Raw genomic sequence first — 26,828 nt, 5'->3', positions numbered from 1 at the left:
ATGAGAATTTTCAGTCGAATGTCCGTGTGTTGTGTTCGGTGTCGGTGGAAATCTGTGGCGGCGAGCCTCGCAATGGCTTTGGTGTCGGGTGGCGTGGCCACAGCCGACGATACGACAGCGATTCCCGCCACCTTGCATGATGTCATCGCAGCAGCATGGACGAATGATCCTGCCCAGAATGATCTCGCGACTCAGGAAGCTGGGGCAAAGAAACGCCAGCGTGCCGCGAAATCCTGGTTCGCAGGTGGGCCATCGGTCGATGCTCAATATTATGACGACAGACCCAGCGGCCGTAACTATGCGTACCGCACGACACAGGTGGGTCTCTCCGTTCCTCTCTGGCTGCCAGGACAAGGAACGGCAACTGAGCATGTGGCTGAAGCCGATGCACAGGCCGCTGTAGTACAGAAGGATGTCGCCCATATGGCGGTGGCCATTCGTGCCACGGATGCCATCGGGGCTGTCCTGCTCGCCGAGCGACGGCGATCTGCCATGGATTCCACACTGGCTGCGTTGCGACGCATGGCCAGGGCCGTGCGGGCATCGAGCCATGCAGGAGAAAGCACATCGGCGGAACAGCAGGCGGTGGATGCGCGGATCGCTCTTTCGGAAAGCGATCGCAATGCCATCGACGAGGAAGTCGAGGCCGGCCAGGCCAATCTGGATATTCTGACCGGCCATCCGACGAAAGCCGGTCTGTCGGAAATCGACACGCACTGGCCGCTATTCCTGCGAGCGACCGCGCGGCCATGGAGCGAGGCGAACGACCCGCGCGTGCGTGCGGCTCACCAGAGCGTCACGGTCGCCACGGAACAGGATCATCTTGCCGCTCACAGTTATATGCCCAATCCGGAAATCGGCGTCGGCGTGATCAATCAGGGCCAGTACGGTTCGCCATGGGACACGCAGGTTGGGGTCAGTCTCAGGATGCCGATCCCAAGTGACGTCACATCGGTTCCCGTGAGAACGGCCGCTCAGAGTGCGCTTTCCACCGCCATCCGGCAGGAGATCGCCACCCAGAGGACCGTCAGGGCCGAGATGGCGCGCGTCCAGGCACATCTGAAAAACACATCGGCCTCGATCGTCAGTACGGCTCAGGCCGCGCACGAGATGCTTGCGCGCGCGGACGCCATGGAGCGGTCGTGGCGATCCGGTGAAACATCACTCATAGAGGCGCTTCGTGCCCGCATGGATGCCTATAACGCCCTGCTGACCTTCAGCCAGGCCGAAATCGATCATCGCATTGCGATCGTCAGAACTGTTATCGCCTTGGGGTACATACCATGAGATCGACCTGTATCCTCGTTGTCGCAGCCCTATTCGTGGCTTTACCTCACCTGGCTTTGGCGGAAGAAACAGAGGGGTGGCAGCAGACCGTGACCATGGATGCAGAAGCCCGGCAGGCCGAGGGTCTTGAAACCGTCAAGGTTAAAAAAGGCTCCGTAAGACCCCGAATTCAGGCGATGGCGAGTGTAACGGAGAACATCGCGCGTTCCGTGTCCATACGGCCGGCAGGCGATGGCAAAGTCCGCGCGGTCTACGTCCTGCCCGGCCAGCAAGTCACCGTCGGCCAGACGCTCGTCTCCTATATTGATCACTCATTGCATGTCGTCGATCTCCAGCTTGCCCAGGCGAAAGCTAGTCTGGCCAGCGCCCAGGCCAACCTCGCTGATACTGCACTGGCGTACCGTCGTGGTAAGTCATTGGCCGGGGCCACAGTCTCCGCGGGCGAAGTGTCGCGTCGCCTTGCCGTGATGCACGAGGCGCAGAACGCTGTCCACTTTCAGGACGCTGCGGTCAAAACCCTGACCCATCGTCTTGAGGAAGAATTCACCTCGCCAACGGAACGGATCGTGGACTTCGAAAATTCGGTCCTGATCGCGCCGGTTGATGGCATGGTCGAACAGGTCGGTACGGCTGTCGATAATGATATTTCGCCCACAGACGTCGTAATCAGGATTACGAGTCTGGAAACCGTATGGGTCGTGGCTAACGTCCGCCCCGAAGATGCATCAGACATTTCAATTGGCACTGAGATGACGTTCATGCCCGTGGGAGCCGATCCCGCGCAAGCCGCGATGGCAAAGGTTCAGACCATTGAAGGTACTGCCGATCCCGAAACTGGGCTGGTGAAGGTTGTCGCGACATTTTCGGATCCGCGTCGGAGATTCCGGCCCGGCACCCAGCTCAATGCCTGGCTTCCTGCGCAGGAGCAGGCCAGCGGTCTGATCGTGCCGTCCGCCGCCCCGCAGAATGTCGACGGGCATATGGTGGTGTACCGGCAGACCGGCGCCGATACGTTTCAACCTGTTCCCGTTCGTGTGCTCCTCGAAGGGCCAGAGCAGAGCGTGGTGTCCGGAGATCTCAAGCCTGATGACACTATCGTCGCAAAGGGGAGCTTTACGCTCAAGGCGATGGCGCTTCTGTCCGGTCTCGATGGAGACTGAAAATGCTCTTTGAATTCTTCCAGAAGCAACGCTTTTTTGTTTTCGGTCTGATTTTTGCCCTCCTGATAACCGGACTGGCCTGTGTCGAAGGGCTTCCTGTCGAGCCTGTTCCCGACATTTCACCCCGCCAGGTCATGGTGACGGTTACTGCTCCCGGGCTTGCGACCGAGGAAGTCGAAAAGTTGATTACCTTTCCGGTCGAGACCAGTCTGACTGCTCTTCCGGGTCTCATTGATTTGCGCTCGGTATCAAGGACGGGTGTATCTGCGGTCTATCTACAATTCGACGATGCGACAGACATCGACTTGGACCGCGCACGTGTCGCCGAACGTCTGCCGGCCGCTCGTGAGAGTGTCGCCGTTCCGGGTGTCAGCGTTCAGATGGGGCCGCGGACGACCGGCATGGGCGAGATCATGCAGTTCCAGATCCGCGGACCTGGCTATTCGCTCCTGGACCTCAACCGCATCATGCACTGGACGGTCGCGCCTGAACTGAGACTTCTAGCGGGCGTGGCCGAGGTCAATATCAATGGTGGCGCGGAACAGACCTTTCAGGTCACGCTCGACCCGCTTCGGCTGCGTACCTACGGAGTCACGGTGACAGACGTCTATCAGGCAGTTGACCGTAATAACGCCTCGGCTGGTGGTGGCTGGATTGCCCACCAGGCCGAGCAGCAGGTGATTGTTGGCCGTGCCCTGGTCGGCGACCTGAATGATTTCGGTCTGATCCCGGTCAGAATCGGCCGGAACGGGCATGTCATCCGGGTCCAGGACGTGGGGAGTATCGCACTGGGTCCGCGGACGCGCCTCGGCGCGGCGACCCGGGACGGAAACGGAGAGATCGTCCTGAGCGCGGTAATGATGCAGGACGGAGCAAGCTCGAATGCCGTTCTTGCAAATATCCGCAAAGCACTTCCTGGTATCCAGAAGTTGTTGCCAGCCGGCGTGACGCTTGACCCCTACTATATGCGCTCGACGCTAACGGGAGAAACCATTTCCACCGTCAAGGAAAATCTCCTGATCGGCGCGGCTCTGGTGCTTGTCGTTCTTATCGTGGTTCTGGGTGACTGGCGCGCGTCGCTGGTCATTGCCTCCGCCATCCCCGCCGCGCTGTTGTCAGCCTTCATCGGCATGAGGGTTTTCGGGGTCTCGGCCAACCTGCTGAGCCTCGGCGCAATTGATTTCGGTATGATTGTCGACAGCTCTCTCGTTGTCGTCGAGCACTTCATGACGTTGAGGGAGGCTGAAGGCACAAAGCGTTCCATGCGGGACACAGCTATTGAAGCGGCGAAGTCTGTCGTCAGGCCGGTGACATTTTCGATTTTCGTGATCATTATGGTCTACCTGCCGATCCTCACTCTGGAAGATATCGAGGGCAAGATGTTCCGCCCCATGGCGCAGACCGTCGCCATGGCGTTGCTGGCATCACTGATTTACTGCTTCATTTGCATCCCCGTCCTTGCAGCAGTACTCCTGCGTGATCCGAAGTCTCACCAGGAGACGAGGTTCGTGCAGTTTGTGCGACGCTATTACGAGCCGATGCTGGCCTGGAGCGAAAAGCATAGCAGGACAGTGATCATCGTCACGATCTCTGTGTTCCTCGTTTCGGTTGGCCTGGCCACGCGGTTGGGTGGGGAGTTTATACCGACGCTGGAAGAAGGCTCCCTGACGACAACGGTCACGCGCTGGCCGAGCGCCTCACTGCCTACCGTCATTGATGAAATCGGGAAACAGGAACGAATCATCCGTTCGTTCCCTGAAGTTCAGACGGTGGTAACAAATATTGGCACACCGGCTGTTCCGACAGATCCTATGGGCCCCAACGAGTCAGACAGTTTCATCATTCTGAAGCCCCTCTCGCAGCGGAAGACCGGGCGGACCCAGGATCAGTTGGTTCAGGCGATGGCCGACACCCTCAAGGCGAAGCTCCCCAGTGCCAATTACGAATGGTCACAGCCGATCCAGATGCGAATGGATGAATTGCTCTCAGGTGTTCGCACTCAAATAGCTATCTCCGTTTATGGCGATGACTTGAAGGAACTGGCGAAACTGGCCGATGAAGTGACCTCAGCCGTGGCGGCGGTTCCGGGGGCTGCGGATGTTGCCCCACAGGGCGACGGAACAGTGCCCTTCATGCATATCGACATCAATCGGGATGCCGCAGCCAGACGTGGGGTGGCCGTGTCCGACGCTCTTGCCCAGATCACGGCTATCGGTGGATTGATCGGAAAACCTGTTGTTGTGGGCAACGCGATCATACCAACTCAGATCCGCCTTGATCCGACTTCGACCCTGTCAGTTTCGATGATCGGAAATCTGCCCGTGCGCAGGTTGGACGGACAAGGGTGGGTCTTGCTGTCGGATATTGCGAAACTACAGGTGATAGACGGCCCTTCCCGGATTGATCGGGACCGTATTCATAGGCGCGTCATTGTTCAGGCCAATGTCCGGGGGCGGGACGTCAGTTCCTTTGTCGCAGCGGCGCAAAAAGCGGTTGCGGAGAAGGTCAGACTCCCGTCAGGCTATCGTCTTGAATGGGCCGGACAGTTCGAGAACCTGAAATCGGCAATGCAACGTCTGGGTCTGGTTCTACCCATCGCTCTCTTGTTGATATTTGCGCTCCTGATTGCAGCATTAGGATCATTCAGGGCGGCCTCCCTGGTATTCATCAATCTCCCTATAGCAGCGACGGGAGGAATTTTCGCACTGACCTTGCGTGGGTTGCCGTTTAGTATTGCTGCCAGCATCGGTTTCATTGCGCTGTTTGGTGTGGCCATTCTCAATGGCGTCGTTCTTGTAAGTCAGATCCGCGCGCTTCAGGAAGCCGGCATTGATGCGGCAACGGCGGCATTCGAGGCAGCACGCGCCCGATTCCGGCCTGTCATCGCGACCGCAAGCGTCGCTAGTCTGGGCTTCTTCCCGATGGCGTTTTCGGGAAGCATGGGCGCGGAGGTCGAGCGGCCGCTTGCGACTGTTGTGATTGGAGGTCTTGTGACATCGACCCTGCTCACTTTGCTTGTTCTACCAACCCTTTATGCTAGCCTGTTTCGGAAGCGCTGAATTCAGAGGACATACGAGCCTTTTGTGACTACTTCATTTCACCGTTGCCGCCAACCATGGCGTTTGCATCCCACACTAACCTTCCTGTGCGGTGGATGTCGGTCGGTTAGGATGCGGCCGATCATCAGGAATTTCAAAGTCTGTACACTCGTTCGATTCACGAAGAAGACCTAGAAGTGCATCAGGAACGGGCTCATTGATAATGCTACCAAACCGCGCACGAAAATGCTGTTTTATCCAGAATTTGACGATCTGGTCCTCAGACTCGATGTCCATCTCCGAATACCTTCCATGACCGATCAGTGAATTAAGTCACGGTCCTGCGGCCCCAACGTCATGAGGTGATCCACGATATTTCGTACATTCATCCAGAATTGCGCGCTGTCGCTCTGACCCGCGTCAACACATCGCAAGACATGCGTATGCGCTTTGTTCCGCGCTCCACTCCATCCGAAGGATCGGATCAAGGCGTCTGCCATGTCTGACGCAGAACACTTATCGGAAGTTTCGTCATCGTTTTCTATCGCCAAATCCGCTCTCCGTCTCGCACGACATGACGACGACGGAAGCGAATTGAGGGCGTGACTCCCCGTACCCGCCTGGCGTCGGGCGGGTCGAAAGGTGTTTTGCACTGGGCGTAGCCACCTCCTGCCTATTCCCCTGCTGAGAACAGCCAAAGCTGTTCACCGCAGGACCGTAGGTCCGGGTGTTCTATTCGGCAGGCCACCCGACATAGGAGGCCGCCCAGTTGCAAAAAAGCGTTTCGACACGCTGATTTCAGGATAGCACATGGGATATCCCCATGTCACCCTTACGTAAGCGCGCGTGCGCGCTGCACCTTCGCGATGCATATCCGTCAACTCGGCAAAAAGTTTGGAGATGAAGCGAGTATTGATTAATGAAGTCGTAGCATTCTCTGCTTTGACCAACACTGTATTCAGAAGTTCCTATACTCTGCTATTCTTCTAAAAAGAAATTCCATGTCTCTATATTTCCAATAATTCCTATTCTTTTTAACATATTTTCCATCCGATGCAGGCTGCGCTGCCGATCGTCCATTCCTCATTGTCATTGCCGTCACCGTAATTTTGAAGCTCAGCCCTATCTCCGAATCGCCTGCTACCGGTGTGTCCCAGGATCGGCTGGGCGGACCTTGTCCGCACAGCGCAAGTATTTTTTCGCTCTGGTTTGCCCGGCTGCGAACAACGCTTAAAAGCACTTGAACGCAGGAATCCGCCGTTCCTTCCTCCTCTAAAAGGGAGGGCTCCCGATGTCGGGCACCAAGATTCTTTGGGGGCAGATCATCGTCGTCTTGGCGATCGTCCTGCTGACCATGTGGACTGCGACCGAATGGATCGCTTGGAAGCTGGCCTTCCAGGCTGAACTCGGGCGACCCTGGTTCGTAATCCTGCGGTTCCCATTCTACTTTCCGCCCGCGTTCTTCTGGTGGTGGTATGCGTATGACGCCTATGCGCCGGAGGTCTTCGCACGGGGTGCCTATATCGCCGCGTCGGGCGGCATCCTGGCTGCGGTCACTGCGATCGGGCTATCGGTCTGGCGCGCGCGCGAGGCGAAGCGGATCGAGACATATGGCTCGGCCCGTTGGGCTGACGCCAAGGAGATCGCCCAGGCCGGCCTACTTGACCCCGACGGCGTGGTACTAGGCCGCTATCGTCAAGAGTACCTGCGGCATGACGGGCCAGAGCACGTCCTGACCTTCGCACCAACGCGCAGCGGCAAGGGTGTCGGCATGGTCATCCCCACGCTCCTGACCTGGCCCGGTTCGGCCATCGTCCACGACATCAAGGGTGAGAACTGGGAGCTGACGGCGGGATTCCGCGCCCGTTTCGGACGTGTCGTGTTGTTCGATCCCACCAACGCAGCCTCGTCCGCCTATAATCCTTTGCTGGAGATTCGGCGCGGGGAGTGGGAAGTCCGTGATGCCCAGAACGTCGCCGATATCCTCGTAGACCCGGAAGGCAGCCTGGAGAAGCGCAACCACTGGGAGAAGACTTCGCACTCCCTTCTCGTCGGCGCCATCCTGCATGTCCTCTATGCCGAGCCCGACAAGACTCTGGCCGGTGTCGCCAATTTCCTGTCGGACCCGAAGCGCCCGATCGCCACCACGCTGTCAGCGATGATGCGGACGAAGCATCTTGGCGATGCCGGCCCGCATCCCGTCGTGGCCTCGGCCGCGCGCGAACTGCTGAACAAGTCCCCCAACGAGCGCTCGGGCGTGTTGTCCACAGCCATGTCCTTCCTCGGCCTCTATCGCGACCCGGTGGTCGCGGAGGTGACGCGGCGCTGCGAATGGCGGATCGCCGACATCGTCGGCGCCGATCGCCCGGTGACGCTCTACCTTACCGTGCCACCGTCTGACATCAGCCGCACCAAGCCGCTGATCCGTCTGGTGCTGAACCAGATCGGCCGGAGGCTGACAGAAGATCTTGATGCTGCGGCGCGGCGGCGGCGTGTGCTGCTGATGCTCGACGAATTCCCGGCCCTCGGGCGTCTGGATTTCTTTGAATCGGCGCTGGCCTTCATGGCGGGCTACCGGATCAAGAGCTTCCTGATCGCCCAGTCCCTCAACCAGATCGAGCGGGCCTACGGGCCGAACAATTCGATCCTCGACAACTGCCATGTCCGCGTGAGCTTCGCCACCAACGACGAACGGACGGCCAAACGTGTCTCCGACGCGCTCGGAACCGCCACCGAGATGAAGGCGATGAAGAACTACGCGGGCCACCGTCTTTCGCCTTGGCTGGGCCATCTGATGGTTTCGCGCTCGGAGACGGCACGCCCGCTGCTGACGGCGGGAGAAGTCATGCAGCTCCCGCCAGCGGACGAGATCGTCATGGTCTCCGGGCTGTATCCGATCCGTGCGAAGAAGGCCCGTTACTTCGAGGATGCGCGCTTCCAGGAACGCATTCTGCCACCGCCAAAGCCTACGCCCCCGAAGGACGGGTGCCCGGACGACTGGAGCCGCCGCCCCCTCCCACCCAGGCCGCCGGCACCCGATGCGGCGGCCGAAACGCGGACAGTGGAGGACGAGGAAGAAGACCCGAAGCAGTCCGCCCGGCGCCATCAGCCCGAACTGGACGAAGGCACTGTCGAGAAAAAGGAGCCGATGGAGAACGAGTTCACGCCCGATCCGGTCGATGAATTCGACGACATCGCGCCCCGCAACAACCGGATGAATGATCTCATGCGCGGTGTCGCCCGGCAGGCGTCGCTCGACCGTGGCGATGAGCTTGAGTTGTGAGGCCGCAATGGCAATGCCGAAAAAGAAGGCCCAGATCTCCGTCTATCTCGATCCCGAGGTGATGAAGACTCTGTCCGCCTATGCCGCGCGACGCGCGCAGCCGATGTCGCTGATCGTCGAGGCCGCTGTCGCCTCCTTCCTTTCGCCCGATGGCGAGGAGCGCCGCGAGGCTGCCACATCGAAGCGTCTCGACCGGCAGGACCGGCGCCTCGCGCGGCTGGAGCGTGATATTGGCATCACGGTGGAGACCCTGGCGCTGTTCATCCGCTTTTGGCTGACCACGACCCCGCCACTTCCCGAACCGGCCGCCAAGGCAGCGCGGGCACAAGCCGGAGCGCGCTACGATAATTTCGTCGCGGCCCTCGGCCGCAGGCTGGCTCAGGGACCACGACTCCAGCAGGAAATTCCGGAGGACGTTTCGGACCCCGCCGCACAGGATGATCCGGAGTCGTAATTTTCGCACCCCGCAAGTATTTTTGCCCTCCGTCTCGCTGCGTTTCTACGACGCCTGAATTCTTGTTGAACCGCCCCGTTTCCTGCCTTTCCTAATGATCCCCGTCGCCGTGCGCCCATCGCGCTCGGCTTATACCGGGGAAGATCATGTCGGTTTCCGCCATCAACCAAGGGGCAAGGGTACGGAGCATTTCCATGCTGCGTACGGCGATGGGGCCTGCGATCGCCGGGCACCTTGCCGATGCGGCTGTGGTCGAGCTGATGCTCAACCCCGATGGGCGGCTGTGGGTCGACCGTCTGTCTGAGGGGCTGGCTGATACGGGTGATGTGATTGCACCAGCCGATGCCGAGCGCATCGTCCGCCTGGTCGCACACCATGTCGGGGCGGAGGTGCATGAGGCAGCCCCGCGCGTATCGGCGGAATTGCCGACTGGCGAACGGTTTGAGGGATTGCTGCCGCCCGTTGTGACCGCCCCAAGTTTCGCGATCCGCAAGCCCGCTGTCGCCGTGTTCACCCTCGACGACTATGTCGAGGCCGCGATCATGACAACGGACGAGGCGGCATTCCTGCGCCGCGCTGTCACGGAACGGAGGAACATTCTGGTCGCGGGCGGCACATCGACGGGCAAGACCACGCTGGTCAATGCCCTCCTGGCCGAGGTTGCGAAAACCGGCGATCGCATCGTGCTGATCGAGGACACGCGCGAACTGCAATGCACGGCGCCCAATCTCATCGCCCTGCGCACCCGTGAGGGCGTCATCACCCTGTCGGATCTCGTCCGGTCCGGTCTCCGCCTGCGTCCCGACCGTATCCCCATCGGTGAGGTACGTGGGGCCGAGGCCCTTGATCTGGTCAAGGCATGGGGTACTGGCCATCCGGGCGGTATCGGCACGCTGCACGCCGGATCGGTGCTGGCTGCCCTGTATCGTCTGGAACAACTGATCCAGGAAGCGGTGGTCACGGTGCCACGCGCCATGATCGCGGAAACCATTGACGTGATCGCTGTCCTGTCTGGACGCGGGACGGCCCGTCGCCTGTCCGAACTCGCCACCGTGGACGGGATTGATCCCGGCACTGGTGCCTATCGCATTCATTCAATCGATACCGATGGAGATTAGAAATGAACCTCACGCTGTTCCGTGTGCGTCGGCACGCGCCTGTCCTCTCCACCATGCTGCTGCTGTCCATCGCATGGTGCTCCTCGGCCCTGGCGTCGGGCTCCGACATGCCGTGGGAGGAGCCGCTCAACCAGATTCTGGAATCCGTGCAGGGACCGGTCGCCAAGATCATCTCGGTGATCATCATCACGGTCACGGGTCTGACCCTGGCGTTCGGGGAAACATCGGGTGGGTTCCGCCGCCTGATCCAGATCGTCTTCGGCCTGTCCATCGCTTTCGCCGCCAGCTCGTTCTTCCTGTCGTTCTTCTCGTTCTCCGGCGGAGCACTGATCTGATGGCGGGATATGACGATGACGCGTTGCCGGGGTTCCATGTCCCGGTGCATCGCTCGCTGACCGATCCCATCCTGCTGGGTGGTGCGCCCCGTGCCGTCGCCATCGCCAATGGCACGCTGGCCGCCGCGATCGCGCTGGGCCTGCGGCTCTGGCTGATCGGAGCCGCATTCTGGATCGTGGGCCACGGGCTCGCGGTCTGGGGGGCGAAGCGTGATCCGCTGTTCATCGAGGTCGGGCGGCGACATCTCCGTTACCCCGCCTGGCTGCGGGCGTAGGGAGGGCAGGGCGATGATGTCCCTTGGCGAATATCGCAATCGCGCCGCCCTCCTGTCGGATTTTCTCCCATGGGCCGTGCTCGTGGAGAAAGGCGTCGTCCTGAACAAGGACGGCAGCTTCCAGCGCACGGCGCGCATCCGTGGTCCCGATATGGATAGCGCCACGCCTGCCGAACTGGTCGGTGTCACCGCACGGCTCAACAGTAATCTCCGCCGTCTGGGCTCCGGATGGGCGGTGTTCGTCGAGGCGCAGCGCGTCCCGGCCACACTCTATCCCGAGAGCGATTTCCCGGATGCCGCCTCGCACATGGTCGATCTGGAACGGCGTGAGCAGTTCGAGGATGAGGGCGCGCATTTCGAGAGCCGGTATTTCCTGACCCTGGTCTGGCTGCCACCGGCGGAATCGTCCGACCGGGCTGCCCGGTTCCTGTTCGAGGGCAGGGAGCGCGAAGGGCCGGACCCACACGGCATACTCCATGCGTTCGTGGATCGCTCCGACCGGATGCTGGCGTTGCTGGACGGTTTCATGCCCGAGGCCACCTGGCTCAATGACGGTGAAACGCTGACCTATTTACATTCGACCATTTCGACGCGGAACCAGCGTGTCCGGGTGCCGGAAATCCCGATGCATCTTGACGCGCTGCTGGTCGATCAGCCGCTTTCGGGCGGGTTGGAGCCGAAACTCGGCGATGCCTTCCTGAAAACGCTGACGATCACCGGTTTCCCGTCGCGGACCTTTCCCGGAATCCTGGATGACCTGAACCGGCTGGCGATGCCCTATCGCTGGTCAACCCGTGCCATCCTGCTGGACAAGACGGATGCGACGAAAGTGCTGATAAAAATCCGTCGCCAGTGGTTCGCAAAGCGCAAGAGCATTACGGCGATTGTTCGGGAGGTGATGACCAACGAGGCGTCGGTTCTGGTGGATAACGACGCCGCCAACAAGGCGGCGGATGCGGACCTTGCCTTGCAGTCCCTCGGTGCTGATGACGTCGGGCAGGCCTACATCACCGCCACGGTAACGGTCTGGGATGGTTCCGCTTCCATCGCTACAGAAAAACTCCGTTTGGTCGAAAAGATCATCCAGGGCCGCGACTTCACTTGCATGGCGGAAAGCCTCAACGCCGTGGAGGCATGGCTCGGCTCTCTTCCCGGCCATATCTATGCCAATGTGCGCCAGCCACCCGTCTCGACGTTGAACCTGGCGCATATGATTCCGCTGTCAGCGGTGTGGGCTGGACCGGAGCGCGACACCCACTTCAACGCCCCGCCTCTTTTCTACGGCAGGACGGCGGGCGCTACACCGTTTCGTTTCTCGCTCCATGTCGGCGATGTCGGCCACACGCTGATCGCAGGACCAACAGGGGCGGGCAAATCCGTGCTGCTGGCGCTGATGGCGCTCCAGTTTCGGCGTTATGCGGGATCGCAGATTTTCGCCTTCGATTTCGGCGGGTCCATGCGTGCGGCGACGATGGCGATGGACGGGGACTGGCACGATCTTGGAGGCGGGCTGACGGACGAGGGCGATGGGCATTCCGCCGTCTCCCTTCAGCCGCTGGCAAGGATTGACGATCCCGACGAGCGCAAATGGGCCACGGAATGGCTGGGGCAGATCCTTGTCGGTGAAGGGGTAACGCTGACCCCCGAGGTGAAGTCTCACCTCTGGTCGGCGCTGAACTCCCTGGCGTCGTCGCCCGTTCAGGAGCGGACCCTGTCAGGTATGGTAGCACTTCTCCAGTCCAACGCCCTGAAGCAGGCAATGGCGGCATATTGCCTGGGTGGTCCCTATGGCCGCCTGCTGGATGCGGACACCGAGCGGCTGGGTGACGCCGATGTCGTGGTGTTTGAAACGGAAGGGCTGATCGGGTCCGGGGCGGCATCGTCCGTGTTGTCCTACCTGTTTCATCGGATCGAAGGACGGCTGGATGGCCGTCCGACCCTGCTGGTCATTGATGAGGGCTGGCTGGTTCTGGATGACGGGGACTTTGCTGGCCAGCTTCGGGAGTGGCTGAAAACCCTGCGCAAGAAGAATGCGTCGGTGATTTTCGCCACCCAGTCCCTGTCGGACATCGCCAATTCCCGCATTGCCCCGGCTGTGGTGGAAAGTTGCCCGACGCGGATCTTCCTGCCCAATGAACGGGCCATTGAGCCGCAGATCGCGGCCATCTACCGCGATTTTGGGCTGAACGACCGACAGATCGCCATTATCGCCCGCGCGGCGTCGAAGCGGGAATATTACTGCCAGACCCAGCGGGGAAATCGCCTCTTCGAACTGGGGCTCGGGCCGGTGGCACTCGCCCTGTGCGCCGCCTCCGGCAAGGACGACCACCGGCTGATCGACGCGATGCTGGTGGAACATGGGCGGGCCGGCTTTCTCCCAGCCTGGTTCGAGGCGCGTGGCGTCATGTGGGCGGCCGATCTTCTTCGGGAAGGAGCGATGCCATGACGGAAGAACCTTTCCGTATTCGGGCAAAAGATTTCCGCCCCGGATGTGCCGTGGTCTTCGGCGCTGCTCTGGCTTTTGTCATGCCAGTCGTGTCAGCCCATGCCCAATGGGCGGTCTATGACGGCGCCAACCACGTCCAGAACGTGCTGATCGCGGCCCGCACGCTCCAGCAGATCGACAACCAGATCACGTCACTGGCCAATCAGGCGCAGATGCTGGTCAACCAAGGTCGCAATCTGGCGAGCCTACCACTTTCGACACTGTCGACGCTGCAATCGACGATTTCCCAAACCACAGCGTTGCTCGCGCAGGCGCAGAATATTGCCTACAGCGTCCAGTCCGTCGAGCAGCAGTACCAGCAGGCGTACACGTCCGTGTCCTCTGGCATGTCCGACGGTGCCCTGTTCAGCCAGGCACAGACACGCTGGCAGAATTCTGTGGGTGGGTTCGAGGACGCCCTGAAGCTTCAGGCGCGGGTGGTAGGAAACATCCCGAGCGACAGTTCGGCCATGACGCAACTGGTTTCGGCCAGCCAGACGTCAACCGGGGCGTTGCAGGCCGCGCAGGCCGGCAACCAGCTTATGGCCCTGCAATCCCGGCAACTGTTCGACATCCAGGCGGAACTGGCCGCCAATGGCCGGGCTGCGGACCTCGAACGGGCGCGACAGGCGGCGAACGAGGCAGGGGCGGAAGCCCAATATCAGCATTTTTCGCAGTATGACGCCTATGTTCCCCAGGCCGTCGCCATCCCAAGTTCTGGATATTGAGCAATGGCGAGCGACAATGTCGGCATCATCGACGGTTTCCTGAATACCTTCGAGACTACGATCGACAGCGGTTTCGGTCTGGTGAAGGGAAGTGTGGTGTCGCTGGCCGGCTCGCTCTCGGTGCTGGACATCGTGCTGGCCGGCCTGTTCTGGGCTTGGGCCGCCGATGAGGACATCATCCAGCGTCTGGTGAAGAGGACGCTGTATATCGGCTTCTTTGCCTTCGTCATTGACCATTTCAGCGGCCTGTCGGGGATCGTTTTCAACAGTTTCGCGGCCCTCGGGCTCAAAGCCGGGGGCGGCACGCTGGCGCTTGGGGATTTCATGCATCCCGGCCGACTGGCGGCGACCGGGCTCGATGCCGCGCAGCCGCTGCTGGATGCGGCGAGTAAACTGGCGTTTTCCTTCGGTGCGCTGGCCAGCATCGTGCAGATCCTCGTCCTGCTCCTGTGCTGGTTCATCGTGCTGGCGGCCTTCTTCATCCTCGCGGTGCAGCTCTTCGTGGCGATCGTCGAGTTCAAGCTGACCTCACTCGCGGGCTTCGTGCTGATCCCGTTTGCCCTGTTCAACCGCACGGCGTTCCTCGCCGAGAAGGTACTGGGCAATGTCGTGTCGTCCGGCGTGAAGATCATGGTGCTGGCGGTTATTTCCGCCATAGCTTCCGTGCTCTTCAGGCAGTTCACGACGTCCTACGGTGATAGTGCGCCCACCATCGGCCAGGCGCTGTCCGTCGTGCTGGCGTCACTCTGCATCGTGGGTCTCGCCATTTTCGGCGGCTCGCTCGCCAATGGGCTGATTTCCGGTGCCCCGCAGCTTGGTGCCGGGGCAGCAGCGGGAACCGCGATGGCGGTGGGCGCGATGGGGGCTGCGGCTGTTGCCGCGCCCGCCGCCGTGGCGTCTGGCGGAGCGGCGGCCCTCGGTGCGACGGCAGCGGCAGCGCGCGGAGGGGCTGCCGTCGCAGGTGCCGCCACGACAGCCTACTCCATGGGGGCGGCCGGACAGACTGGTGCGGCGGGCATGGCATCGGCGGCTGGCAATGTCGGTCGCGCCGCTGGGGGTGCTGCGATGAACGCCGTGAAGAGCAAGGTCGGCGCGGCAACATCCTCGTTGAAGGAAAGCTACTCTGCTGGCGGACGCTGGGCCGCCGGTGCGATGGGCGGCGCCGGAGAAGGCGATAGGCCATCGGGTGACGGTGGGTCTTCAGGCCCGTCCGGCGGCGGAGGTGATCCCGGTACCGGGCCTGCCGGTAGCGGTAACCCTGGTGGCGGCCCCTCGGGAGGCGACCCCGATAGCGGCGACGGCTCCGACGGCAAGCCGCCCCGCTGGGCGCGGAACATGAAGCGCCGCAACGCCGCCACCCATGCCGCCGAGGCCGCCCATATCATCCGCTCCGCCGATGGCGGGGGCGGGTCCACGTCCATCGATCTCTCGGAGAAAGAATGATGTTCCGTCGCTCCACAACACGCTACGGGACCACGCCCGAGCCCGTCACCCCATACCAGAAGGCAGCGCAGATCTGGGATGAGCGCATCGGCTCGGCCCGCGTGCAAGCCCGCAACTGGCGTCTCATGGCCTTTGGCTCCCTGTTCCTGTCCGCCGGTCTCGGGGGCGGGCTGGTCTGGCAGTCCGCGCGCGGCACCATCACGCCGTGGGTCGTGCAGGTGGACCGGCTGGGGCAGGCGCAGGTCGTTGCCCCGGCCACGTCCGGCTACATGCCCGCCGATCCGCAGATCGCCTGGTATCTGGCGCAGTTCGTCCATGACGTGCGGTCCCTGTCTTCGGATGCCGTGGTTGTCCGGCAGAACTGGCTGCGCGCCTATGATTTCACCACCACGTCCGGCGCTGTGGCCCTCAATGATTATGCCCGCCTGAATGATCCGTTTTCGCGGATCGGGCACGAGCAGGTCGAGGTGGACATCGCCTCGGTGATCCGGGCCTCTCCCGGAAGTTTCCGGGTGGCCTGGACGGAGCGCCATTACCGTGACGGCGCGTTCACCGGCACCGAACGCTGGACCGCCATCGTCTCGGTTGTTCTGCGCACCCCGCGCGACGCGGATCATCTGCGGAAAAACCCGCTCGGAATCTACGTCTCCGCCATTAACTGGTCGAAGGAGCTTGGCCAATGATCCGTCGTGCTCTTCGTGCTTTGCCGTTGCTGACCCTGCCCCTGGCGGGTTGCGCGCAACAGTACCATCCACCCGTCATACGATATGACGACGCGGCCCAGGCCATGCTCCTGCCTGATCCGCCGAAGCCTGTGCGGGTGGTGGAAGTCCCGCGGCTGCTTCCCCTGCCGGGTCAACTCAAGCCGCTTCCACCCTTGCGGCGTGCCCATGTCGTGCCCGAGGCGGCTGACCCTACCGTGCGCGTGACCCAGGCCAATCTTGCCGCCCGCATCCAGCCGACGCGGGCCGGTTATGTGAATGCGGTGCAGGTCTATCCCTACAGCGCGGGCGCGCTCTATCAGGTCTATGCCGCGCCCGGCGAGATCACCGACATCATGCTCCAGCAGGGCGAGAAGCTGGTCGGTACTGGCCCGGTCGCGGTGGGGGACACCGTGCGCTGGATTGTCGGCGATACCACCAGTGGCGCGGGTACGACCAGAAGGGTGCATATCCTGGTCAAGCCGACGCGACCGGACCTGACCACCAATCTGATCGTCAATACCGACCGGCGGACCTACCTTGCCGAACTGCGGGCGACACCCGCGACCTATATGGCGTCCGTCTCCTGGGACTATCCCGAGGATGAGCTGATTGCCCTGCATCGGCAGGACAGTAACGCCGACGAAGCGGCGCCCGTGGATGCGGGGCTGAATCTCGACGCGCTGAATTTCCGATACGCGATCGAGAGTGTGAAAGGCGGAACACCGCCCTGGCTGCCCAGCCGGGCGTTCGACGATGGCCACAAAGTCTATCTCGCGTTTCCGTCCGGTATCGGGCAGGGCGAACTGCCGCCGCTGTTCGTGCTGGGGGCCGATGGCGGCCCGGAACTGGTGAACTACCGGGTGAGGCAGAACTGGATGATCGTCGATCGCCTGTTTGCGGCGGCCGAATTGCGGCTTGGGGATAAACATTCCGAGCAGCGAGTACGGATCGTCCGCACGGATGGCAGGAAGTCATGAGCGGCGCGGAAGAGCGCCCGGAAGGGAATACGGGAGCCACCACAAGCGGAAGCGGAACAGGACCATCATCCCCGCCGCCCTCTCCCGATTTGCGGCTGCGCGTGCAGCGTCCGCCGGTGGTCCGGCTCTCGCGCCCCGTCATCTGGACGCTGGGTGGTGCGGGGATGCTCGCGATCGGTCTTGCGCTGGGCTACGCGCTGCAAAATGGTACACAGAAGGGGTCGGTCCAGGGGGCACAGGACACCGACACCCGTCCTTCGGCCGACGGGCTGGCCGCTCTCCCCAGTGATTATACCGCCACTCCAAAACTCGGGCCGCCTTTGCCCGGCGATCTCGGCAAGCCGATCCTCGACGCACAGCGGAACGGTCGCGCGGGACCGGTCTCGGGCATGGGAGACCGCCGTGGCGATCAGGAAATCGAGGCGGCCCGCACCAGCAGGCTCTTCGCCCAGATCGAGGCGCGGGACGGCCAGACTGCGCAGACGATTCCGGTCATGGCCACCGCTCCCGGAGCACAGGCATCACCGACCGGCCCCGACCAGCAGACCGGCAATCGCGCCTTCCTGGCGGGTCAGCCGGACCGCATGACCGTCAGCCCGGATCGGATCGTATCTCCCGCCTCGCCTTATATCCTCCAGGCTGGGACCGTCATTGCCGGCGCACTCAATACGAAGATCAGTTCCGATCTGCCCGGACAGATCGTAGGGCATGTCACCCAGAACGTCTATGACAGCCCGACCGGACGGTCCTTGCTTATCCCGCAGGGAAGCACCCTGTTCGGGGCCTATAACAGCGGCATTTCCTTCGGGCAGCAGCGCACCCAGATCATCTGGACCCGGCTGATCTATCCGAACGGCGAAAGCCTCGTCCTGGAAAAGCTGCCCGGCGGCGACGCCATCGGCCAGTCCGGCCTGTCCGACGAGGTGAACAATCATTGGGGCCAGCTCTTCAGGGCGGCGCTCGTCACGACCCTCCTCAGCGTGGGCTCCGAAGCGGGCACGTCATGGAACGAGAACAACCTGATGCAGGCCATCCGCTCCGGCGCGAGCAACGGGTTTTCCATGGTCGGCAACCGGCTGATTGATCGCAGCCTGAATATTCAGCCGACGCTGACAGACCGGCCGGGCCTGCCGTTCATGCTTATCCTGAATCGCGACCTGATCTTGAACCCCTGGCACCCAAAGGAACCGGCTCCATGACGAAGCTGCGCATCACCGAAATTCCCGACGAAAAGCCGGTCCGCGTCACCGTGGACCTGCCTGCGGACCTTCATCGCGATCTCGTCACTTATGCTGCCCTGGTCAGCCAGAACGGCCAGCCCGTCGAGCCTGCCCGTCTCGTGCCGCACATGATCCGTGGCTTTATCACATCCGACCGCGCGTTCCGAAAGCTCCGGCAGGGGCCACGGCGGGCAGCCGTTAAAACGCAGCCGCCTGCTGCTCCAGAAAACGAATGACTGTTCTCGCGGCCGGTGGGCAGCGCTCACGGTGCCAGGCCGCGCCATACGCGAAGTGGGAAAACCCGTCCCCGTCGATGACTTCCACTACAGCGATCCGCTCCCGGATGGCAGCGGGCAGAAAGCCCAGCCAGGCATCCGGCAATAGGGCAATGCCACTTCCATTTGCTGCCAATGCGACGACCCGCAGGCTTCTGACCGCCTCCTGACGTGTCACAGGAACAAATCCCGCCTGCCGCATCTTGCGCATCAGGAGCGCGAGCAGTTCGTCGCCGGTATCATCCTTCCCGATCAGAAAGATTCCGTCGTGCAACTCGGCCCATGACGCGGTTCCGACCTGTGCGATCGGATGTTCGACCGGCATGATCGCAACGACACGATCGCTCCAGAGCGGGATCGTGGCCGCCATGCTGCCGGGCAAGGGCAGCGTCATTATCGCGAGGTCGATCTCTTCCTGTTCCAGGGCCTGGAGCAGTTCTTTTTTCGCATTATCCCGATAAATGAAGGAGATACCGGGTTGCGCACGGCTGTACGACTCCAGTATCGCCGAGATCCGGCCGGGTGGGATGCTGCCCTGGACGCCCACGGAGATGACGCCGGTCTCGCCCCGGCTCCAACGCCGCGTGCGCTCGTACAGTCCGACAGTTCCATCGAGCAGCTTCTCAGCCTCTCGCAGAAAGGCAACTCCCGCCGGGGTCAGTCTGGCACCGCTCGACGTGCGTCGAAAGAGGGAGACGCCAAGTCGCTCTTCCAGTAATCGCAAAGACCGGCTTACGGCAGATTGTTTGCCTCCCAACGCCCGTGCGGCTCCGTGGATACTTCCCTCCCTCGCGATGACACGCACGAACAGCAATTCCCGCAGATCGAGAGGTGGTCGCCGAACCGACATTTTCTGTCTATCCCGATTTTTTGAAGACCTTCGGCATGACGTGCCAAAATCCAGTCATCGTGCTTTCAAGTCTGCAATCATATTTCGTTCACAATATATTATGGAATTACTGTCTGGCTTCGCCATGAAGCCATCGCAGTATCCGCACTACGGTGCGAAATGCTCTTGTGGCATAGTGCGCTAATGTACCACCTCGCCGGAGAGAAATGGAAGCATGATGAACCTATTGGACGAATTCATCCCGCGCTTCGATTTCAGCGAGCGACACAGTGTCGATATCTCCGCCCCGGCCAGTCGCATCATGAACGCGGTGGCTGCATGGCGGAATCAGGACGATCCGCTGGTTCGTGCCGCCATCTGCCTGCGCGAAATGCCCGCCCGGCTGTTAGGCCATGCGCGGCAACGGCATCTGGACCTCACCGACTTCACGGTGCTGGAACGGCGGGGCGATGCCGCCCTGGTCTATGGCCTCATCGGCGCGTTCTGGCGGACGGATTACGGATTGTGCGACATTCCTACGACCGGCGCTTTTCTCATCCCTCGCCAAGATGACGTCTGCAAGCTCGCTCTGGGCTTCTCCATCCAGCGGGGACCACACGGCACCCAGCGGCTGGTGACGGAAACCCGCGTGTTTTGCGTCACGGACCGGGCCAGGCGTCGCTTCGCCCCCTATTGGTATCTGATCCGCCCGGTCAGCGGCCTGATCCGCCGTCGCATGCTCACGGCTATCCGGGAACAGTCGGAGTCTCCGCCCTCTCACCACCCGCGCCCAGCATTGCCATGAAGCTTTATGATTGTCCGACCGCTCCTAATGTCGCGCGTGTATGCGCCTGCGTTCTGTGCCTTTAATCCAGCCTGCACCGTTCCCGTTCTGGAACTGAACGACCTCGCCGCGATCTGCGAGGCGGCCGTTATCTGGAGGAACTTCATCTTGATCCCAGTCTGACAGACGCGAAGAGAATACGGTGCGGCATCATCGGTATGTGGAACTAGTGTACGGAGATTAAAGAGCAAAATAACTCGGAGATTCATAGAGTACTAGAAATGCTGTCAGCTATAATTCCTAGAAGCCTTGCTGTATCTGCATTTTCTTTTGACAACCTTTTAGATAGCTCTCGGATCAAATCTGCATCCAATTCTTTAGGTTTTATCTCCTGCGCGGAATTTGTTTCCCCAATAACATTTCCCTCTAGTGCCATTGCAAGTAATTTTTCTACACGCTTGGCAGCCTCGAGCGAAGTATCGCGTTGGACATGGGCGTAAATGGCGGTCGATTTGAGGTTGGCGTGTCCTAAAAGAGCACCGGTCAGGGCCAATGCTTCGCCGCTTGACGTCGCAGTAGAGCCAAGAGTGTGCCGAAGGGTGTGAGGCGTTACGCCCGGTAGATCGGCAAGTTTGATAACTTCCGACCAGATATTGCGCGTGCCTTGGTAATGTCCTTCCTCGCCTCTCTCCGCCGGAAAAAGATAGCCTTTCTTGCGGTCCTTCAGGAGATTCTCGAGCATTGCTCTCGCCGTGGGGCCGATGGGGCGAATCGATCTCCCAGTCTTGCTATCCTCGAACTCGAAGAGGTTATCCTCTAGATTGACTTCCTCAACCTTGAGCGCCGCAATTTCGTTTCGACGACATCCGGTAAGCGCCCAAAGCCGGGCGATTGCGACCCCTTTAGGATTTGCCCCTCGTGTCTCGACCTTGTTGAACGCGTCGCCTAGTCGGGCTACTTCCTCCAACGTCAAAAAGCGCATGCGACGATTATCCGTCTTTCTGACGGAAGCCCCTTCGACGGGATTTTGGGCGATAAAGCCGTGCCGCCTGCCGAAACTGAATACGGCCGAAAGATCACGAACGACCTTCCGTGCTGCGCCCTCACCGCCCCGAACGATAAGACGTTTGCGCGGCCCAATCTTTATGTCTTTCGCGGTCTTGCCAGTTGTTACGTCGGCCACAAATCGCTCGACATCGCCCGAAGTGATCTCGCTCGCACGACGTCCCCCTAGAAGTGGTTCAACATGGTGACGAAGCCGTGACATGGTGTATTGCTTGGTGAGAGGTTTCATGGGCTTGCCCTTATGAATACCCCTTTGCACGATGCATCCATGCTCCTCGTAGAAGTCGAGTAAGTCCCGAATCGTTTTTTCGCGCCGCTTCTCCTGCACGTCACCCGCTGGGTCTTCGCCGTGTGCGACCGCGCCCAGCAGGCCCCTAGCCTTCCTTCTCGCCTGTTCGACGGTAAGTGCTCCGAATCGTCCAAGCGCCAGGAATCGCCTTGGTGCCGATCGGCCACCGCCCTCAATGCGATAGCGTATGATGAAAGTTTTCGTGCCGCTTTTCTCGATGCGTAGTCCAAAGCCAGCGAGATCGAGATCCCACAAGTCATATCGACTATCTCGGACCTCGGCCTTGTCGACGACGGGCTTGGTCAAACGTACGCTGGACGATCGTTTCATCGCACGCCTCGTATTGAGTTCTCGGGTGGACACCACCATAAAATGGTGTCCACATGGTGTCCACCGTAGAGAGAAACTCTGGCAAATTGGAGCGAACGCCTTACAAAGCGCCGCCAAATAATACTCTGTTATAAAACGATATTATCGTATGGAAGCGAAAGGTAGAGTGTGGGATGGTAGAGTATATGCAACCTTGCCAAGGTTGGGGTCGTGGGTTCGAATCCCATCGCCCGCTCCAGATTTATCAGGAACAATTTGCCGGAAAATCATCCCTTCAAAGGAATGATTATTGGCTGCCGTATGGTTCGACGCTGATCGGGCGACTGGTATCATAGTCTTTCGCTGCGGTAGCGATGTTATGTTTCTTGATCGAAACGGCAAGTGAGGCGCCAAACAGGCATGTTTTGGGCGACGATCAACAGGCCGCCTGAACAGCCCGGTCGCTTCAGCAGATCCCGCCAGCAGTCATTCGAGCATGTTGTCCGAGACCGTCCATCCGATCCGCTTTTCGAACACCTGCGAGCGGAAGGTCTGTGGCGGATGGGGTGGGATTCGAACCCACGGAACGCTTGCACGTTCGCCGGTTTTCAAGACCGGTTCCTTAAACCACTCGGACACCCATCCGTGCTGATGCGGCTTCAGCATCGAGGCTTATGCGGCAAAATATCTCGTAGTGCAACTCTGGCGGAAGCAAAGGTAAGTCATTGTAAATCAAAGGGTGGGCACGATTTTTCATGAGCGGCGCTCATCTTTTCCGTATGGATATCGTCACCTGAGGGTTTGGGGTCGGTCTGAACGGGGCAGGCGGGGGAAAATTATGGTCAAACGGGCCGGGTAAAGGGTGTGGGCGGCTCGCGGTTCTCAAAGTGACTTCAATGCGTTGTCTGAAACAATACTTACAAAACGTATCTCCATCAGGTGAAAATCCCTCTCGCATATCAGGCATTATGCTGTTGTGGCGCTGATTCGCCATCCTGTTTCCTGAACCGGGATCTACGTCTGATGTCTAAAATAACGATATTCGCATCCGTCCTGATGGGCGTCGCTGCCGCGACCGCCTCCGCGGGCGCGATGCCGCCGTCCCATGGTCCGGGACCTCATGGCCCCATGATGGGCTGCATGGGCATGCTGCTTCCCGGCGTCGAACTGACCGACAGCCAGAAAAAGGAGCTGAGAGCGCTCCGCAAAGGCAAGCACGACGACTGGCGCGCCGACAGAGAGAAGATGCGCGGTCTTGATAGTCAGATCGAGGACATCCTGCTTGCGGATGGCAGTGTTGACCGCGCGAGGCTGGCCACGCTCACGGATGAAAAACGGAAGATGACGCAGGCTGCCGAGGAGGCGCGCCTTGACGATGCCATCAGGCTGCATGATCTGCTGACGCCCGATCAGCGTGCGCTGGCCCGCGCGAATCGCGCCAAACTCGACGGGTTGGAGAGTCAGATCCAGACGATCCTGCATGCCCCGAAAAATGACGCGTCCGGACCGGACGATGGCAGGGGCAAGTAGTCGTTGCTTTGGGGGAGGGTGGCGAATAAGGCTTGACTTAGCCGCCGCCGCCCCATACCCCAACGGGAAATTCAGGAACGCCACCTCGCGAAGGCTCGCGCAGTGGCGCGTTTTCTTTTGGAATGGGGCCGAGTTCGTTGTTCGAATCGCTTTCTGGCAAGATGTCCGGCGTTTTCGAGGGGCTTTCCAAGCGTGGAAAGCTCTCGGAGGATGACGTCGCCGAGGCGATGCGCGAAGTCCGTCTGGCGATGCTGGACGCTGACGTGGCGCTCCCCGTCGTTCGTGATTTCGTCAACAAGGTCCGTGAGCGCGCTGTCGGGCATGAAGTGCTGGAGAGCATTTCTCCCGGTCAGGCCGTCGCCAAGATCGTCAATGACGCGCTCATCGACGCGCTCGGTGGTGCCGGAGCGGTTCCGCTCGATCTGAACGCCCCCGCGCCGGTCCCGATCCTGATGGTGGGTTTGCAGGGTTCGGGCAAGACCACGACATCGGGCAAGATCGCTCTGCGCCTCAGTCAGCGGGATCGCCGCAAGGTTCTGCTGGCGTCGCTCGACGTGCAGCGTCCCGCCGCCCAGCTTCAGTTGCAGCAACTGGCCGAGCGCGCGGGCGTCGGTTCGCTGCCGATCGTGTCGGGTGAGGGGCCCGTGCAGATCGCGCGTCGTGCGCTCGATGTCGGGCGTCGCGAAGGTTATGACGTCGTCATCCTTGATACCGCCGGTCGACTGTCGATCGACGAAGCGTTGATGCAGGAAGTCCGCGACGTACGCGAGGCGACCCGTCCTGTGGAAACCCTGCTCGTCGTCGATGCGATGACGGGTCAGGACGCCGTGAACACCGCCCAGCGCTTCAACGAGGCCGTCGGTATCACCGGCGTCGTGATGAGCCGCATGGACGGCGATGCCCGCGGCGGCGCGGCGCTGTCCATGCGCGCCGTGACGGGCGCTCCGATCAAGCTCGTGGGCACGGGTGAGAAGCTCGAAGCGCTTGAGGAGTTTTATCCCGAGCGCGTCGCGGGGCGCATCCTGGGTCTTGGCGACATCGCCGGTCTGGTCGAGAGGGCGTCCGAGACGCTGGACCACGAGGAAGGTGAACGCGTCGCCAAGAAGATGATGGCGGGCAAGTTCGATCTTGACGATTATGCCTCCCAGCTTCGCCAGATCAACAAGATGGGCTCGATTTCCGGCATTATGGGCATGCTTCCCGGCATGGGCAAGATGAAGGATATCCTTGAGAGCAAGGACGCTGACGCCGTCGCCATTTTCCGCAAGCATCAGGCGATCATCTCTTCGATGACGAAGGATGAGCGCAAGACGCCAGCCATCCTCAAGGCGTCGCGCAAAAAGCGTATCGCTGCCGGATCGGGAACGACCGTGCAGGACGTCAACAAGTTGCTCAAGCAGTTCGACGACATGTCCACGATGATGAAGCGCATCAACAAGATGGGCCTCGGTGGCATGAAGAAGATGCTTTCCGGGCTGATGTCGGGCGCTGGTCCCGGCGGCGCGCCCGGCGGCGGTTTCGGCGGCGGGGGCTTCCCGCGCCGCTGACCGTCAGCATTCATTTCACTGGTTTCACTATATCTGGAGTTCACCATGAGCCTGAAGATCCGCCTCGCGCGCGCCGGCGCCAAGAAGCGCCCTTACTACCACATCGTCATTGCCGATAGCCGCAGCCCGCGCGACGGCCGTTTCATCGAGAAGGTCGGCGCCTACAACCCGATGCTCCCGTCCGAGCACGCGGATCGTATCCGCCTGAACGACGAGCGCATCAAGCACTGGCTGTCGGAAGGCGCTCAGGCGACCGATCGCGTCGCCCGCTTCCTCGGTAATGCCGGTCTGGCTCCGAAGCCGACCTGGGCTGAGCAGCCCAAGCAGTCCGCGCCGAAGAAAGCCGCTCAGGAACGTGCGGCGGCCAAGGCCAAGGCCGCGGCCTGATTTCGAAGTCGCGAACCGGTCCCGCCACCATGAGCCTTTCAGCAGCCTCCCGTGACATTCTCGTCGCGACCGTCGGTCGTCCGCACGGCGTGAAGGGGCTTGTCCATCTGCATGCGGCAACCGAAGACCCGGCGACCGTCGAGGATCTCGGTGCGCTTCATGACGTCCAGGGGCGTGCGTGGTCGGTCGAATGGCATGGCGCGGGGATCGCCGCGCTGCGCGACGCGTCGGGTCGGCTTCTGGCGGACCGGGACGCGGCCGCCCGCATGACGAACGTCAAGCTGTTCGTCGAGCGGGACCGGCTGCCCGAGCCCGAGGGTGATGAGTTCTACCATGTGGATCTCGTCGGTCTCGAAGCGCGGGACCGCGACGGCGAGCTTCTCGGTCAGATCCGGGAAGTGCATGACTATGGCGCGGGTGTCAGTCTCGAAGTCGCGGGTGGCCCGCGCGACTTCATCGTTCCGTTCACCCTGGCCTGCGTGCCGGAGGTGAACATCGCGGGCGGTGTCGTGACGGTCGTGCCGCCGGTCGAGATCGAGGTCGAGGGCGACCTGTCGGGTGCCGGGGATGTGGAGGTGCGCGCATGAGCTGGCGCGCCGACATCCTCACGCTCTTTCCCGAGATGTTTCCCGGTCCGCTGGGAATGTCTCTGGCGGGACGGGCCCTGGAGCAGGGCGTCTGGTCGTGCCGGTCGCATGATCTGCGCGCGCATGGTCTCGGTCGGCATCGCGCGGTCGATGACACGCCGTTTGGCGGGGGCGCTGGAATGGTGATGCGGCCTGACGTCGTGGCCGCCGCGCTTGAGGCGGTTTCCGCCGAAGGCCGACCGGTCATCTATCCGACGCCGCGTGGCAAGCGTTTCACGCAGCAGGATGCGCGGCGTTTCGCGGGTGGTCCCGGCGTGGTGGTGTTGTGCGGTCGTTTCGAAGGAATCGACGAGCGGGCGCTGGTTCGCTGCGAGGTCGAGCAGCTTTCGATGGGGGATTTCGTCCTGTCGGGCGGTGAGATCCCGGCCATGACACTGCTGGACGCCTGTGTGCGCCTTCTTCCGGGCGTCATGGGGTCTGAGCAGAGTGATGCGGAAGAGAGCTTCGGCAACGGGCTTCTGGAATACCCGCATTATACGCGGCCGGCTTCGTGGGAAGGCATGGATGTGCCGGAGGTTCTGCTGTCCGGCCACCATGCGGCCATCGCGGCATGGCGTCATGAACAGTCCGTCGAGTTTACGAAAACCCGACGTCCCGACCTGTGGGCGGCCTACGGGGCCGCTCAGAACGGGACGGAGCGGGTGCATTGAAGTTTCTGT

The 26,828-nt window shown here is 61.3% G+C and carries 23 protein-coding genes and 1 tRNA gene; 21 read left to right on the top strand and 3 right to left on the bottom strand.

Translation table 11 applies throughout. The features are described from left to right. Window positions 1-72 precede the first annotated feature (72 nt). The 15 genes from PWM43_RS06795 to PWM43_RS06725 all read left to right on the top strand — a co-directional run bounded on the left by PWM43_RS06795 (window position 73) and on the right by PWM43_RS06725 (window position 18,743). Window positions 73-1,287 carry a TolC family protein gene (locus PWM43_RS06795; protein ID WP_023979796.1) on the top strand — a complete coding sequence of 405 codons (1,215 nt, stop codon included), beginning with the start codon at window positions 73-75 and terminating at the stop codon, window positions 1,285-1,287. Then, the gene (locus PWM43_RS06790) at window positions 1,284-2,447 is read left to right on the top strand and encodes an efflux RND transporter periplasmic adaptor subunit (protein WP_031241571.1); all 1,164 of its coding nucleotides are present in this window, start codon (window positions 1,284-1,286) and stop codon (window positions 2,445-2,447) included. Before PWM43_RS06795 ends, PWM43_RS06790 begins: the two co-directional genes overlap by 4 nt. A gap of 2 nt (window positions 2,448-2,449) precedes the next feature. Beyond that, window positions 2,450-5,506: an efflux RND transporter permease subunit gene (locus PWM43_RS06785; RefSeq protein ID WP_173576638.1), complete on the top strand. Its 3,057-nt coding sequence runs from the start codon at window positions 2,450-2,452 to the stop codon at window positions 5,504-5,506. Between the two features lie 1,270 nt (window positions 5,507-6,776). After that, complete coding sequence (locus PWM43_RS06780; protein ID WP_010666656.1) at window positions 6,777-8,768, top strand: conjugal transfer protein TraG; 1,992 nt, start codon at window positions 6,777-6,779, stop codon at window positions 8,766-8,768. Between the two features lie 7 nt (window positions 8,769-8,775). Then, entirely contained in the window at window positions 8,776-9,222 is a 447-nt protein-coding gene (locus tag PWM43_RS06775; protein ID WP_026200111.1) for a hypothetical protein, read from the top strand. Window positions 9,223-9,416: 194 nt separating this feature from the next. Continuing rightward, on the top strand, window positions 9,417-10,340 hold the full coding sequence (gene trbB, locus PWM43_RS06770; RefSeq protein WP_018308109.1) for a P-type conjugative transfer ATPase TrbB: 924 nt from the start codon (window positions 9,417-9,419) through the stop codon (window positions 10,338-10,340). A 2-nt stretch (window positions 10,341-10,342) separates the two neighbouring features. After that, window positions 10,343-10,675: a TrbC/VirB2 family protein gene (locus PWM43_RS06765; RefSeq protein WP_018308108.1), complete on the top strand. Its 333-nt coding sequence runs from the start codon at window positions 10,343-10,345 to the stop codon at window positions 10,673-10,675. After that, window positions 10,675-10,950 (top strand): VirB3 family type IV secretion system protein, encoded by a 276-nt coding sequence (locus PWM43_RS06760; protein ID WP_010667264.1) that lies wholly within the window; start codon window positions 10,675-10,677, stop codon window positions 10,948-10,950. Before PWM43_RS06765 ends, PWM43_RS06760 begins: the two co-directional genes overlap by 1 nt. Window positions 10,951-10,963: 13 nt before the next feature. Beyond that, complete coding sequence (trbE, locus tag PWM43_RS06755; protein WP_289841813.1) at window positions 10,964-13,396, top strand: conjugal transfer protein TrbE; 2,433 nt, start codon at window positions 10,964-10,966, stop codon at window positions 13,394-13,396. Beyond that, window positions 13,393-14,163, top strand: coding sequence for a P-type conjugative transfer protein TrbJ (gene trbJ, locus PWM43_RS06750; RefSeq protein ID WP_010667262.1), 771 nt, complete (start codon window positions 13,393-13,395; stop codon window positions 14,161-14,163). The genes trbE and trbJ overlap by 4 nt, the downstream gene beginning before the upstream one ends. A 3-nt stretch (window positions 14,164-14,166) precedes the next feature. Continuing rightward, window positions 14,167-15,606, top strand: a complete 1,440-nt coding sequence (gene trbL, locus PWM43_RS06745; RefSeq protein ID WP_018308107.1) for a P-type conjugative transfer protein TrbL — start codon at window positions 14,167-14,169, stop codon at window positions 15,604-15,606. Next, window positions 15,606-16,289 carry a conjugal transfer protein TrbF gene (gene trbF, locus PWM43_RS06740; protein WP_018308106.1) on the top strand — a complete coding sequence of 228 codons (684 nt, stop codon included), beginning with the start codon at window positions 15,606-15,608 and terminating at the stop codon, window positions 16,287-16,289. The genes trbL and trbF overlap by 1 nt, the downstream gene beginning before the upstream one ends. Further along, window positions 16,286-17,287 (top strand): P-type conjugative transfer protein TrbG, encoded by a 1,002-nt coding sequence (gene trbG / locus PWM43_RS06735; protein WP_018308105.1) that lies wholly within the window; start codon window positions 16,286-16,288, stop codon window positions 17,285-17,287. The genes trbF and trbG overlap by 4 nt, the downstream gene beginning before the upstream one ends. Next, window positions 17,284-18,486, top strand: a complete 1,203-nt coding sequence (locus PWM43_RS06730; protein ID WP_010667184.1) for a TrbI/VirB10 family protein — start codon at window positions 17,284-17,286, stop codon at window positions 18,484-18,486. Before trbG ends, PWM43_RS06730 begins: the two co-directional genes overlap by 4 nt. Continuing rightward, the gene (locus PWM43_RS06725) at window positions 18,483-18,743 is read left to right on the top strand and encodes a DUF2274 domain-containing protein (RefSeq protein ID WP_010667185.1); all 261 of its coding nucleotides are present in this window, start codon (window positions 18,483-18,485) and stop codon (window positions 18,741-18,743) included. Before PWM43_RS06730 ends, PWM43_RS06725 begins: the two co-directional genes overlap by 4 nt. Here PWM43_RS06725 and PWM43_RS06720 read toward each other — a convergent pair. Next, a complete protein-coding gene (locus PWM43_RS06720) occupies window positions 18,706-19,632 on the bottom strand; it encodes a LysR family transcriptional regulator (protein ID WP_010667186.1) in 927 nt (308 codons plus the stop codon). The genes PWM43_RS06725 and PWM43_RS06720 overlap by 38 nt on opposite strands. 214 nt (window positions 19,633-19,846) lie before the next feature. Here PWM43_RS06720 and PWM43_RS06715 point away from each other — a divergent pair, with 214 nt between their 5' ends. Then, the gene (locus PWM43_RS06715) at window positions 19,847-20,416 is read left to right on the top strand and encodes a hypothetical protein (protein ID WP_010667187.1); all 570 of its coding nucleotides are present in this window, start codon (window positions 19,847-19,849) and stop codon (window positions 20,414-20,416) included. 244 nt (window positions 20,417-20,660) lie between these two features. On the opposite strand, the gene PWM43_RS06710 is transcribed toward PWM43_RS06715, so the two are convergent. Next, entirely contained in the window at window positions 20,661-22,079 is a 1,419-nt protein-coding gene (locus PWM43_RS06710; protein ID WP_023979804.1) for a site-specific integrase, read from the bottom strand. 534 nt (window positions 22,080-22,613) lie between these two features. Continuing rightward, window positions 22,614-22,703: transfer RNA gene (locus PWM43_RS06705), tRNA-Ser, on the bottom strand. Between the two features lie 378 nt (window positions 22,704-23,081). On the opposite strand from PWM43_RS06705, the gene PWM43_RS06700 reads away from it, so the two are divergent. The 5 genes from PWM43_RS06700 to trmD all read left to right on the top strand — a co-directional run bounded on the left by PWM43_RS06700 (window position 23,082) and on the right by trmD (window position 26,819). Continuing rightward, window positions 23,082-23,588: a Spy/CpxP family protein refolding chaperone gene (locus PWM43_RS06700; RefSeq protein WP_289841812.1), complete on the top strand. Its 507-nt coding sequence runs from the start codon at window positions 23,082-23,084 to the stop codon at window positions 23,586-23,588. A 137-nt stretch (window positions 23,589-23,725) separates the two neighbouring features. Then, on the top strand, window positions 23,726-25,135 hold the full coding sequence (gene ffh, locus PWM43_RS06695) for a signal recognition particle protein (RefSeq protein WP_289841811.1): 1,410 nt from the start codon (window positions 23,726-23,728) through the stop codon (window positions 25,133-25,135). A 45-nt stretch (window positions 25,136-25,180) separates the two neighbouring features. Beyond that, on the top strand, window positions 25,181-25,522 hold the full coding sequence (gene rpsP / locus PWM43_RS06690; RefSeq protein WP_289841810.1) for a 30S ribosomal protein S16: 342 nt from the start codon (window positions 25,181-25,183) through the stop codon (window positions 25,520-25,522). Window positions 25,523-25,551: 29 nt separating this feature from the next. Next, complete coding sequence (rimM, locus tag PWM43_RS06685) at window positions 25,552-26,109, top strand: ribosome maturation factor RimM (protein ID WP_289841809.1); 558 nt, start codon at window positions 25,552-25,554, stop codon at window positions 26,107-26,109. Beyond that, window positions 26,106-26,819, top strand: a complete 714-nt coding sequence (gene trmD / locus PWM43_RS06680; RefSeq protein WP_289841808.1) for a tRNA (guanosine(37)-N1)-methyltransferase TrmD — start codon at window positions 26,106-26,108, stop codon at window positions 26,817-26,819. Before rimM ends, trmD begins: the two co-directional genes overlap by 4 nt. Window positions 26,820-26,828 lie beyond the last annotated feature (9 nt).

This window comes from Brytella acorum (genome assembly GCF_029309905.1).
GTDB classification, from domain to species: domain Bacteria; phylum Pseudomonadota; class Alphaproteobacteria; order Acetobacterales; family Acetobacteraceae; genus Brytella; species Brytella acorum.
This window is presented reverse-complemented; position numbering and strand designations above follow the sequence as displayed.